Here is a 12213-nt window from a genome sequence, read left to right as displayed (position 1 = left end):
ATTTTTGGAGGGTCCATTGTAGCGATGCTACAAAGTTATCCACAAGCTACAAAAACGTGGAAAAGCTGTGGATAACTTGTGTATAAACCCGAAAAATCCATATAAATTAATGGTTTAAGAAAAAATCATACAAAAATAGAGAAAAACACCTACATATTCATCAAGATTGATTGACCTTTTGCTTTGCAACAAGGAAAATAGCAGGTTTTGCAGGGATCTATCATGAAAAGAACATACCAACCATCAGTAACACGTCGCAAGCGTACACACGGCTTTCGTATTCGCATGAAAACGAAGAGTGGGCGCGCAGTTTTAAACGCACGTCGTGCAAAAGGCCGTAAGCGTTTGGCTGTTTAATCCAGTCATTGAACAGCGCTAGGATTTCTGAATTACTAAAAATACGCCCCAAGACAAGTTTGTATTGGGGCATGTATGCTGCGCCCGTTTTAGATGGCAGTAAACCAGATTTGGGGGTTGCTGTAGCTAAGAAATTAGCAAAAAGAGCGGTAGACCGCAATCGACTAAAAAGGATGATTCGCGAATTGGTTTGGACGGCCCAAGCCACCACCTTAAATAAAGATGTGGTGGTCAAGCTCAACAAGCCCATTGGTCGCGAAACTCGCGGCAGACTTAGAAAAAAAGAAAAAGACCTTCTACGCTCTCAGATTTCGGGGTTGATTTAAGGTGCGCGTTTTAAATGATGCGGCAATCAGGCTGGTAAAAACCTACCAATTACTTTTGAGCCCTTATCTTGGTATGCACTGTAAATATGTGCCGAGTTGCTCACAATACGCCTGCGACTGTTTTAGTCATTACGGGCTTATAAAAAGCATTGGACTTGTTGCATGGCGCATTCTGCGATGTAACCCGCTGTCACGAGGCGGTTATGATCCTGCGGTAAAACAAACAACTCATTAACTTAAGCGAATACAAATGGACTTTAAAAAAACAATTCTTTGGGCTGTGTTCTCGATGTCAGGTCTCATGCTCTACAACAATTGGCAGGTTCATGAAGGCAAGCCATCTTTGTTTGGTGGTGTGCCAGCAAGCAGTCCAACCGGAGCCGAGAAGGCTGTAGCCGTAAACAAGGTAGATGTACCAACACAAATATCGGGTGCGCCGACTATTGCCACTGCTCCAATTGTTAATTCGAGCGCGATTGAAAGTGCCGAAAAGTTTGTTTTGCAAAACGATGTATTGGTATTGGAAATTAGCGCTAACGGCGGCAATGTAATCGACGCAAAATTATTAAAAGCATTGACTGTAGAAAATAAGCCGGTCGAACTTTTCCAATACACACCAAATCACAAATACTTTGCTCGTTCTGGTTTGATTTCTTTAAACAATAACGACCTACCAAATCACACTAGTAACTTTAAGTTTATTCAATCGGGCAAGGACGGCGCAGGGCGCCCATACCTGACCATTGCCAGCGAGCGCAATGGCGTCAAGCTAGAAAAGACCTTCATTCTTAATCCAGGAAGCTATGTGGTTGATGTGGGCCATCGTGTTACTCAGTCGGGCACTAGCGCTGCGCCCTTGGTTCTCTATACAGAGTTAGTAAGAGACGGTAGCCAAGAGAAAAAAATTGGGCCGTTTGATGGCGCCTTCTCGGCAAGCACCTTTACTGGGCCAGCCGCATACACCGATAAAGAAAAATTTAATAAGCTGGAATTTACGGCGATTGATAAAAATAAGGTCAGCCTTCCAACACAGGTGCCCGCTGGCGATCCCGCCTGGGTTGCAATGGTTCAGCACTACTTCGCTAGCGCATGGATTCCTGCCGATAAATTTGCACGCGATATCTATGTGGGAAGAATTGATAACGGCCTGTATCGCATTGGAATGCAAACGCCTTTGGGTGTGGTTGCGCAGGGCTCAACGGTTGTTGAAAAGTCTCGCCTATTTGTTGGCCCACAAGAGGAAAGTGTTTTAGAAACAATTACTCCGGGCTTTGAATTATTAAAGGATTATGGCTACTTGACTATTTTGGCAAAGCCCATTTTCTGGTTGCTAGAAAAAATTCATGGCTATGTTGGTAACTGGGGCTGGTCAATTATTCTCCTGACGATTTTGATTAAGCTGGTCTTCTTCCCGCTTTCAGCCGCAAGCTACAAGTCGATGGCGCGTATGAAAGAAGTGCAGCCACGCCTGATGGCAATGAAAGAGCAATATAAGGGTGAGCCACAAAAGCTAAATCAGGCAATGATGGAGATGTATCGCAAAGAGAAAATCAATCCTTTGGGCGGATGTTTGCCAGTCGTGATTCAGATCCCCGTATTTATTTCTTTGTATTGGGTCTTGTTGTCATCTGTAGAGATGCGTGGCGCCCCTTGGGTTTTATGGATTAGCGACTTATCCGTTCCAGACCCTTATTACATTTTGCCAGTCATCATGGCTGTTTCGATGTTTGTGCAAACCAAACTCAATCCAACTCCACCTGATCCTATTCAAGCAAAGGTGATGATGTACATGCCAATCGTATTCTCGGTGATGTTCTTCTTCTTCCCCGCCGGCTTAGTGCTCTACTGGGTGGTAAATAATTTGTTATCGATTGCGCAGCAGTGGCAAATTAACCAAATGTTTGGAAAAAAAGAAGCCAAGTAATTTATTGATGGCATAAGCATTCCATGGAAAACATACAGCAATGATGACTAGAAAGCTGCCCATCATTGCTGTAGCTACCGCCCCTGGTAGGGCTGGCGTTGGGGTTGTTCGTATCAGCGGACAAAGCCTCCAATCAATTACAAAAGCGTTTTTTCAAAAAGCGCTTTCACCCAGACAGGCAAACCTACTTACCTTGCGCGATGCCGGTGGTCAGACCATCGATCAGCTCATCGCAATTTATTTTGCCGCCCCCGCCTCGTTTACTGGCGAAGATGTTTTGGAGCTTCAATGTCATGGAGGCCCTCAGCTTCTAGAGTTGGTCATGAAGCGCTGCCTTGAGTTGGGAAAGGTTGATGGCCTGGTGATTGCTGAGCCTGGAGAATTTACCCTGCGCGCCTATTTGAACAACAAAATTGATTTAGCTCAGGCCGAAGCTATTGCCGATTTAATTGACGCACAAAGTGAGGCTGCCGTTCGTGGCGCGGCCAGATCATTGCAAGGCGATTTCTCGGAGAGTATTAATGATCTGATTGAAGAGATTACTCAGCTGCGCATCTTGGTTGAGTCCACTTTAGACTTCCCCGAAGAAGAAATTGAATTTTTGGAGAATGCGCAGGCACGCGCTCGACTGTTTGCTGTCAAAGAAAAATTAGAGTCTTTGCGGAATGGCGCTAAACAGGGAAAAATTCTACGTGACGGCATTCAGCTTGTTCTTGCCGGTGCTCCTAACGTTGGCAAGAGCTCTTTACTCAACAGGCTTGCAGGCGAAGAGGTTGCTATTGTTACCCCTATCGCAGGCACCACTCGTGATCGTGTAAAAGAAAGCATCACCATCGAGGGTGTGCCGATGCACATTATTGATACTGCCGGCTTGCGTGAGACAAGCGATCTGGTTGAAGCAAAAGGCATCGAAAGATCTTGGGATGCAATTCGTCTGGCTGACTTGGTGGTTTTTTTAACGGACCCCAATTCCGCTGAAGATGGGTTGAAAGAGCGGATTCTCCAAGAGCTCCCTGCAAAGTGCCCGGTTTTAGAGGTTATCAATAAATCAGACTTGATGTCTTTGGTATCTCCCGCGGCTCCAAAAGAGGTTATTGTGATTTCAGCCAAAAATGGCGATGGAATTGACCGTTTAAAGCAAAAAATACTAGAAATTGTGGGGTGGAACGGCTCCCAAGAGGGCGCGATTGTAGCCAGAAGAAGGCATTTAGACTGCCTCGAACGCGCTTCAGAACATATTGCAAGATCTGAACAATTCGCAGCAAATGGGAATAATTCGCTCGAATTATTCGCAGAAGAGTTATCTTTAGCCCAAAATCACCTAGGGCAAATCACTGGAAAGCTGCTTCCAGACGACCTTTTGGGAAAAATTTTTAGCCAATTCTGCATTGGTAAATAGAGGGTTTCCTCTGTGCCTGGTCAAGGGCTTCAAATATGACCAAAATGTTAAAATCACGGGATTAAAAATTTAAATCTTCATAGGAAAACATATGACTACAGCAACTGCCGGCCAAATTAATGCTAATGCGCCAGCGTACGTAAAAAACAAGCGCTTGATTGAGTGGGTCGGAGAAGTTGCCGCCCTTACTAAGCCAGATGCGATTCGTTGGTGTGATGGCTCCCAGGCTGAATATGATGAGCTCTGCGAGCTTTTGGTTGGTGCTGGAGTGTTTAAGCGCCTAAACCCAGCTAAGCGTAAAAATTCATTTCTAGCCCTCTCGGATCCTGAGGATGTAGCGCGAGTTGAAGACCGCACATTTATTTGCTCCGCCAAAAAAGAAGATGCTGGTCCAACCAATAATTGGGTTGAGCCAAGCGAAATGCGCGCTACCTTGAATCCATTGTTTGATGGTTGCATGCGCGGTAGAACAATGTATGTGGTGCCTTTCTCTATGGGCCCAATAGGCTCCCCAATTGCCCACATTGGTGTTGAGTTGTCTGACAGCCCATATGTTGCAATCAATATGCGCCTCATGACTCGGATGGGTAAGGCCGTGGTTAATCAATTGGGCGCCGATGGTGAGTTTGTTCCCTGCATTCATACTGTTGGCAAGCCATTGGCTGCTGGCGAAAAAGATGTTGCCTGGCCAAACAATAAGAACAAATACATTGTTCATTACCCAGAAACTCGTGAGATCTGGTCATTTGGTTCTGGTTATGGCGGCAATGCTCTCTTGGGTAAAAAATGCTTTGCTTTGCGTATTGCATCCAATATGGGTCGAGACCAGGGCTGGCTAGCTGAGCACATGTTGATTCTGGGCGTAACTTCACCAGAGGGTAAAAAATATCACATTGCGGCTGCATTCCCATCTGCTTGTGGCAAAACCAACTTCTCCATGATGATTCCACCAAAAGGATTTGATGGTTGGAAAGTAACCACTATTGGTGACGATATTGCATGGATCAAGCCACGCAAAGATGCCGCGACAGGCAAAACCCGCTTGTTTGCAATTAACCCAGAGTCTGGTTACTTTGGTGTAGCCCCAGGCACAAACCGCCAGACCAACCAAAACTGTATCGATTCTTTAAACCAAGATGTGATTTTCACGAACGTTGGTTTGACAGATGATGGCGATGTTTGGTGGGAGGGTTTGACAGAAACCCCGCCAGCACACTTAATCGACTGGCAAGGCAAAGACTGGACTCCAGCCGATGGTGCTGGAGGCCGCAAAGCCGCACATCCAAACTCACGTTTTACGGTTGCCGCCACTAATAACCCGGCGGTTGATCCTAAGTGGGACGATCCAGAAGGCGTTCCAATTGATGCGTTCTTGTTTGGCGGACGTCGTTCAAACACTGTGCCATTGGTTAGCGAAGCCCGCGACTGGGTTGAGGGTGTTTATATGGCTGCCACTCTTGGTTCCGAAACTACCGCAGCGATTACCGGCCAAATTGGCGTTGTACGCCGTGACCCATTTGCCATGATCGCATTTGCCGGCTACAACATGAGCGACTACTTCCAGCATTGGCTCAATATAGGCAAGAAGCTGGAGGCCGAAGGCGCCGTATTGCCTAAGATTTATTGCGTTAATTGGTTCCGCAAGGATGAGAATGGTAAGTTTGTTTGGCCTGGTTTTGGCGAAAACATGCGCGTACTTTCTTGGATCTTGGAGCGCGCAGAAGGCAAAGCAAGCGGCAAAGAAACTCCATTTGGCATTTGTCCAGAGCACGGCGATATGCATTGGAATGGCCTTGATTATTCAACAGAGAAATTTGCTAAAGCCATTCATGTTGCAGTTGATGACTGGAAGAACGAGCTAAAACTCCATACAGAATTGTTTGATCACCTTGGCGATCGTTTGCCAAAAGAGTTGAAAGAGACCCATAGCAAAATCGAGCAACGCTTGAGTGCCTAACCCCAGCACTACAAATCCATCTACACCAGCTAAATGACAACACCCCAACACCATGAAATAGTGGTGATTGGGGCGGGCATTTGCGGGGCAACCATTACAAATGAGTTGCTTCTTCGCGGCAAATCCGTATGCATTATTGATGCAGCACCCTCACCCGCCACCGCTTGTTCAAGCCATGCTTATGCTATTGCCCATCCACACATAGGTAGGGGATCTCCGCGTTTACTACGTTTAACAAGAATTGCCTTTTTAATGGCTGAGGTCAGGTGGGGCAAGGTTTGGAACCAGCATGGCATCTTTCAGCCAACCAGAAAAGATAAACATTTTGATCTTGCAGAAGTAAGTAGTTTTCTACAGTCTTTAGATCTTGATGACGACATTGCAAAACCCTTAGATGCGCAGGAGGCAGAAAAAATTTGCGGCATTCAACAAAGCGGAGTTTGGCTTCCTCGCGGCGCTTCTTTAAATTTATTTGAGACAAGTAAGGCCCTATTGCAAGAGCATGAAAACTTATCTTGCCTTTGGAACACTCGCGTTGCACAACTTGCGAAGGCTGATGAAAAATGGCTTTTATTGAATGATGCTAATGAAGTAATTCTTTCCGCAGATAAGGTAGTGGTGGCAGCTGCAATCGAGAGCAAAGCGTTAATGAGCAGCATCGGAATACGTCTGCCCCTGAAGCCGGTTCGCGGGCAGCTCAGCATATTTTCCATTAAAGAAAATGATGCTTGGGCAAACCGCTTGCCAAGAGTGGGTATCTCAGGTGATGGCTATTGTCTTCCCGCCCAACAGCTTAAAGACGGCAGCTACCGCTGGATTGTAGGCTCTAGCTTCGATGAGGGAGAGGACGACCTTTCCCCAAGAATGATCAGCGATGACTTTAATCGCGCACAAGCACAAGGTTTGCTCGCTTACCCCGAGGGGGATCCAGGGTCGCTAATGAAAGCTGGAGAATTTGTTGGCGTGCGTTGCGTTGCTGGTGACCGCCTGCCAATCATTGGTGCGCTTACTCAAAGACCCGGTATCTTTTTGGCTGCCGCGCTAGGATCGCGCGGCATCTTATGGTCCGCCCTAGCAGCTAAGCTGATTACATCTCAGGTGCTAGGCGATGACTTTGCTTTGCTTGCGCGCTTAGGCTTTGCCGCAGATTTGCTTGCAGCGCTAGCCCCTGCCCGTTTCTTCGCAGGCGCTTTTGCTGCACCGGCAGCTTTGGCCTCAAACTCAAAACCAATTTTGCCATCAGCGCCTAAGGCTAAATAAGCCTTAAAGCCACGACCAGTGCGGTTTGATTTGAAATTGGTTAAGAGGTCTGTTTTACCCTCTTTAAGCAGCTTCTGCACTTGCTCAGTCGAAATCTCTTGTTGCAAAACAACTTTGCCAGTTTTGAAATCACAGGTTTTGCTTGGTCCAGTATTGTTCTCGCAAACGTAGCGCATGCCATCCTCATAAATCGCGCCAGAGCATTTTGGACAAACACCCAATGCTGGGCGACCTGTGAAATCTATAGCTTCAGTTTCTTCATCTTGTGAATTACCAAAATCAAATTCAAGCTTAAATCCTGCATTTGGATAGTCGGCATCATCTTCTGGAATTTCACTTAATTTGATGATGGCTGCAAATGGGCGACCCATTTTGCTGCGGAAGCCCTGTAGTGGCCCTATTGTTTTCTCGCGCAGCAATTCTTCCACTTCAGGGTATTCAAATGCGCGACCACCGGGGGTTTTGCTGATCGTAAAGCCACACTTTTCACAGGCAAAGCGGCGATAGTTTTCTTTCACCGGACCCTTACAGTGGGGGCACGGCGTGGTCATGGTCGCGTAGTCGCCTGGAATGGTATCGCTATCATATTCCTTGGCGCGTTTGACGATACGCTGAGTCATCTGTGCAATTTCTTGCATAAAAGTATCGCGATTCATCTTACCCTGCTCGATCAAGGAAAGTTTATTTTCCCAGCTACCAGTTAAATCGGGGCGCGTTAATTCTTCAACATCTAGGCCGCGCAATAATGTCATTAACTGAAAAGCTTTTGCCGTGGGAATAAGTTCTCGTGCTTCGCGCACGATATATTTTTCAGCGAGTAATCCTTCAATGATTGCTGCACGCGTTGCAGGTGTACCTAAACCTTTTTCTGCCATCGCTTCGCGCATTTCGTCATCATCAACCCACTTGCCGGCGCTTTCCATGGCGGATAGCAAGGTTGCTTCTGAATAGCGTGCTGGCGGCCTCGTTTTTAATGGAACCGCAGCAATGGATTCGCTTTGAACAGTTTCGCCCTCTTGGACCGGCACAAGCTCATCGTCGGCTTGGTTTGATTTTCCATAAACAGTAAGCCAGCCTGGATTAACAAGAACACGACCCTCGGTTTTGAAATGGTGGCCAGAGACTTCTGTAATGCGGGTTGTGACGCGGAATTCTGCAGCAGGATAAAAAACAGCCAAGAAGCGGCGAACGACCAAGTCGTATAGTTTTGCCTCTGGCTCGCTTAAATTTTTAGGTGTTTCGAGCGTTGGTATGATCGCAAAGTGATCAGAAATTTTGGAGTTATCGAAGATGCGCTTGTTTGGCTTGATCCAGCCGTAACCAGCTTTTGCTTTTGCATCTTCTGGGCCGCCCTTAAGAATCTGCTTGGCAAACGCACGATAGTCCTGTGAGTTCTCAGCAAGAATTTCCATCGTTTGTTTAACGGTATCCAAGTAGTCTTCTGGCAATGCTTTTGCATCAGTACGTGGATAGGTTAAAACTTTGTGACGTTCATAAAGCGCTTGCGCAAGACCGAGCGTATTTTTTGCAGAAAAACCAAAACGAGCATTCGCTTCACGTTGTAAGCTTGTTAAATCAAATAGCTGGGGCGCTAGTTGTGTTGCCGGTTTAGCTTCTTCGGTAACAGCCGCTTTTTTACCGCGACATGCTGCAACGATGCTTTGGGCCGCAGCTTCGCTCCATAGGCGATTCTCACGTGCATCAGGTTCTGCAACATCCTTCTTAAATTTTGGGTCGAACCAGCGGCCTTCATAAATTCCTGCTGCGGCAATAAATTCCGCCTTTACTTCCCAATAATCTTTAGAAATGAATTTACGAATCAACTCTTCGCGCTCAACAACGATGGAGAGCGTTGGCGTTTGCACGCGACCTACAGTAGTTAAGAAAAAGCCACCACTCTTGCTGTTAAAGGCAGTCATCGCGCGAGTGCCATTGATGCCCACTAACCAGTCGGCCTCTGAGCGACAGCGCGCTGCATCGGCCAATGGTTGCATATCTTCATCGCTGCGCAAACTTGCAAAGCCATCGCGTATTGCCGCAGGAGTCATTGATTGCAGCCATAAGCGCTTGATTGCTTGAGGCGCTTTTGCGTGTTGCGCAATTAAACGGAAAATCAATTCGCCTTCACGGCCCGCGTCACAGGCATTAATTAAAGAATTAATATCTTTGCGCTTAATTAATCTTTGTAAAACCTTGAGACGTGATTCAGTTTTGGCGATTGGGCGCAAATCAAAATAAGGGGGTACCACGGGTAAGTTGGCAAAAGACCATTTGCCTCGTTTAACGTCATATTCTTCTGGGGCTGCAATTTCTAATAGGTGGCCAACTGCAGAGGAGATGACAAAGTCATCGTTCTCAAAATAGTCTTCGTACTTCGTAAAGCCGCCCAGGGCCTTGGCAATGTCATTGGCAACCGATGGCTTCTCGGCAATGATGAGCGCCTTCGGTTGATCCGTAGAAGAGGTTTTGGAGCTGCTTTTGGTAGATGCTTTAGCCACGCGTTTGCCTAAATTTGAGCCTGAAATGATGTTTTTAATAGGGAAAAAGGATGAACAATTTAAACCAAATCAGGGTTTGGTCAGCTGCTTATCCCTTTTTTATTATTAACCGATAAATTGGGAAAAGTCCAAACGCACTGGTTTTTTGATTTTCTGGGACCTATTTTTGTGACCCTAATGGAGCAAAAACCCTCATTTAAACCACTTTAAATGAGGGTTTTATCAAAAAATTAACTCCTCCAAGACGTCTCTAGGTTTTCTTGCGAGCTTCGCGCCTTGCTGTATCAGGAGGTTACAGCCGCCAGAAAGGGGGTGTCCAATAGCTCCCGGCACTGCAAAAACCTCCCTTCCCAGCTCTCCAGCTAGGCGTGCAGTAATCAGAGAGCCTGATCTTTCGGCTGCCTCAATCACGAGCACGCCGAGCGATAACGCAGCAATAATTCGATTGCGCCTGGGAAAGTGACATGATCTTGGGGGCGCCCCTAAGGGAAGCTCTGAGACTAAAAGCCCGTGCTGCCTAATGCTGCTTGCTAAATCAAGATGTTCTTCGGGGTAAACAATATCAAGTCCGGTCCCGCAGACTGCCATGGTGAGGTGCTTGGGGCCTAGGCTCAGGATGGCTTTGTGGGCGGCGCCATCAACCCCTCTTGCAAGCCCCGAAATGATGAGTAAGCCGGCTCGCGATAGCTCCTCAGCAAACAAAGCGGTATTTTTAAGGCCCTCAGCGCTAGCTTTGCGAGAGCCCACTATTGCAACCATGGGCATTTGGAGCAAGTCGGGATTTCCATCTATATATAGATGCTTGGGGGGATCGTATAAATCATTCAGACGTGGCGGGTAATTTTTATCGCCTAGCGTAATTCTGGCGATGTGCTTTGACTTTGGGAATTGGAGCATTAAAGGATTGTGAACTTTGGGGAAATTAGAACAATCGGGACAGGCTGATAGCTCTGTTGGATAATTCCTATATGGCTTTGCTAAATGTCCTTTGTTATCCAGACCCACGCTTGCATAAGGTTGCCAAACCAGTTGCGCAGGTGGATGCGCGCATTAAAAAAATAGTCGCCGATATGGCCGACACAATGTATGAGGCTCCGGGGGTTGGTTTGGCTGCAACCCAGGTCGACATTCACGAGCGCATCGTTGTTATCGATGTGTCTGATGAGCAAAATGAATTGATGGTTTTTATAAACCCGGAAATTATTTGGTCGAGCCCAGAGAAAAAGTCTTGGCGTGAAGGCTGCCTCTCAGTGCCTGAGTTTTACGATGAGGTTGAAAGGCCTGCACAAGTCCGAGTGAGGGCCTTAGATATTGCTGGTAAAGAATTCGAGGTTGACGCTGATGGACTATTGGCAGTTTGTTTGCAGCATGAGCTTGACCATTTACAGGGAAAAGTATTCGTTGAATATTTATCGATGCTTAAGCGAACTCGTATTTCACAAAAACTAAAAAAGCGCACCAAAGAGTTAGTGGGTGAGCGTTAAGCGCTGCTAATGAAAATTGTATTTGCTGGAACCCCTGAGTTTGCTGCGCAAGCAATGCGCGCTATACATGCTGCTGGACATGAAATTGTTCTAACGCTCACTCAACCTGATCGCCGCGCTGGCAGGGGCATGCATCTACAAGCTAGCCCGGTTAAAGAGTTTGCTTTAGAAAAAAATATTCCTGTGCTGCAGCCAGAAACGCTTAAATGTAATAGTGCTGACCCACACAAGCAGGTGCAGGAGCAAGAGGCATTCCAGCGGCTTGCTGAAATTAATTTTGATGTCATGGTTGTGGTTGCTTATGGCCTGATCTTGCCGCAAGATGTTTTAGACATTGCGCAGCGCCCAGGCAGGCATGGCAGCTTTAATATTCATGCATCTCTCTTGCCTCGTTGGCGTGGCGCTGCTCCGATACAGCGGGCCATTGAAGCAGGCGACACAAAAACCGGTATTTGTATTATGCAAATGGATGCCGGTCTAGATACAGGCGGCACAGTCCTCAGCGATGAACTTGAAATTACCCCCGCAGAAACCAGCGGCACTTTGCATGACCGACTGGCGACACTCGGCGCCAAGTTAATTGTTGATGTGCTACATCTTTTGCAAGAGGGTAAGGCCATGCTTCCTAGCCCGCAAGCAGGTGAAGGCATTACTTACGCTGAAAAAATAATGAAGGGTGAGGCAGAAATTGACTGGAGCTTGAGCGCACCTGAAATTGATCGACGCATTCGAGCCTTTAATCCTTTTCCTGGCGCTACAAGCAATGTTGAAGATCTTGCAATGAAGTTTTGGAACTCTCGTATCCCAAAGGCCGGATCTTTTAGCGAAACCGCCCGTCCCGGTGAGCTTTTAGGCTTTAGCGAGGAAGGCGCCTTTATTCAATGTGGCAGGGGAGTTATTGAGATTTTAGAAATGCAAAAGCCGGGCGGAAAAAAAATGACCCCCAGTCTTTGCATGCAGTCACTTGGTTCCCATGAACAATCAATACGCTTTCATGCAAAGGAGTAG

General features: G+C 46.9%; 10 protein-coding genes and 1 pseudogene. 9 read left to right on the top strand and 2 right to left on the bottom strand.

The annotated features are described in order from the left end of the window. The first annotated feature begins 222 nt into the window (after window positions 1-222). The 7 genes and pseudogenes from rpmH to mnmC all read left to right on the top strand — a co-directional run. Window positions 223-357: a 50S ribosomal protein L34 gene (gene rpmH / locus C2740_RS09350; protein WP_011903922.1), complete on the top strand. Its 135-nt coding sequence runs from the start codon at window positions 223-225 to the stop codon at window positions 355-357. An 8-nt stretch (window positions 358-365) separates the two neighbouring features. After that, entirely contained in the window at window positions 366-683 is a 318-nt protein-coding gene (gene rnpA / locus C2740_RS09345) for a ribonuclease P protein component (RefSeq protein WP_251369644.1), read from the top strand. Window position 684: 1 nt separating this feature from the next. Beyond that, window positions 685-918, top strand: a complete 234-nt coding sequence (yidD, locus tag C2740_RS09340) for a membrane protein insertion efficiency factor YidD (protein WP_215293411.1) — start codon at window positions 685-687, stop codon at window positions 916-918. Window positions 919-933: 15 nt separating this feature from the next. Continuing rightward, window positions 934-2607, top strand: a complete 1674-nt coding sequence (gene yidC / locus C2740_RS09335; protein WP_215293410.1) for a membrane protein insertase YidC — start codon at window positions 934-936, stop codon at window positions 2605-2607. A gap of 43 nt (window positions 2608-2650) precedes the next feature. Then, window positions 2651-4006 (top strand): tRNA uridine-5-carboxymethylaminomethyl(34) synthesis GTPase MnmE, encoded by a 1356-nt coding sequence (gene mnmE, locus C2740_RS09330; RefSeq protein ID WP_215294382.1) that lies wholly within the window; start codon window positions 2651-2653, stop codon window positions 4004-4006. Between the two features lie 91 nt (window positions 4007-4097). Beyond that, complete coding sequence (locus tag C2740_RS09325) at window positions 4098-5963, top strand: phosphoenolpyruvate carboxykinase (GTP) (protein WP_215293409.1); 1866 nt, start codon at window positions 4098-4100, stop codon at window positions 5961-5963. Window positions 5964-5996: 33 nt separating this feature from the next. Further along, window positions 5997-6998 (top strand): annotated as a pseudogene (mnmC, locus tag C2740_RS09425) (FAD-dependent 5-carboxymethylaminomethyl-2-thiouridine(34) oxidoreductase MnmC); the annotation flags it as partial. 59 nt (window positions 6999-7057) lie between these two features. On the opposite strand, the gene C2740_RS09320 reads toward mnmC, so the two are convergent. Both C2740_RS09320 and dprA read right to left on the bottom strand, forming a co-directional pair. After that, window positions 7058-9721: a DNA topoisomerase III gene (locus C2740_RS09320; RefSeq protein ID WP_215293408.1), complete on the bottom strand. Its 2664-nt coding sequence runs from the start codon at window positions 9719-9721 to the stop codon at window positions 7058-7060. Between the two features lie 222 nt (window positions 9722-9943). Further along, window positions 9944-10618 carry a DNA-processing protein DprA gene (gene dprA / locus C2740_RS09315; RefSeq protein ID WP_215293407.1) on the bottom strand — a complete coding sequence of 225 codons (675 nt, stop codon included), beginning with the start codon at window positions 10616-10618 and terminating at the stop codon, window positions 9944-9946. A gap of 71 nt (window positions 10619-10689) precedes the next feature. Between dprA and def the strand changes: the two genes are divergently transcribed. Further along, window positions 10690-11205 carry a peptide deformylase gene (gene def / locus C2740_RS09310; RefSeq protein ID WP_215293406.1) on the top strand — a complete coding sequence of 172 codons (516 nt, stop codon included), beginning with the start codon at window positions 10690-10692 and terminating at the stop codon, window positions 11203-11205. Window positions 11206-11214: 9 nt separating this feature from the next. Continuing rightward, on the top strand, window positions 11215-12213 hold the full coding sequence (gene fmt, locus C2740_RS09305; RefSeq protein WP_215293405.1) for a methionyl-tRNA formyltransferase: 999 nt from the start codon (window positions 11215-11217) through the stop codon (window positions 12211-12213).

This window comes from Polynucleobacter sp. MG-5-Ahmo-C2 (assembly GCF_018687735.1).
Lineage (GTDB): Bacteria > Pseudomonadota > Gammaproteobacteria > Burkholderiales > Burkholderiaceae > Polynucleobacter.
The sequence above is the reverse complement of the archived record's forward strand: the minus strand, read 5'-3'. Positions and strand labels throughout refer to the sequence as shown.

What these genes read in the sequence shown, in the direction of transcription:
- rpmH (WP_011903922.1), top strand. Translation starts at nt 223, where the DNA reads ATGAAAAGAACATACCAACCATCAGTAACACGTCGCAAGCGTACACAC.
- yidC (WP_215293410.1), top strand. Translation starts at nt 934, where the DNA reads ATGGACTTTAAAAAAACAATTCTTTGGGCTGTGTTCTCGATGTCAGGT.
- mnmE (WP_215294382.1), top strand. Translation starts at nt 2,651, where the DNA reads ATGACTAGAAAGCTGCCCATCATTGCTGTAGCTACCGCCCCTGGTAGG.
- C2740_RS09325 (WP_215293409.1), top strand. Translation starts at nt 4,098, where the DNA reads ATGACTACAGCAACTGCCGGCCAAATTAATGCTAATGCGCCAGCGTAC.
- dprA (WP_215293407.1), bottom strand. Translation starts at nt 10,618, where the DNA reads ATGCTCCAATTCCCAAAGTCAAAGCACATCGCCAGAATTACGCTAGGC.
- def (WP_215293406.1), top strand. Translation starts at nt 10,690, where the DNA reads ATGGCTTTGCTAAATGTCCTTTGTTATCCAGACCCACGCTTGCATAAG.
- fmt (WP_215293405.1), top strand. Translation starts at nt 11,215, where the DNA reads ATGAAAATTGTATTTGCTGGAACCCCTGAGTTTGCTGCGCAAGCAATG.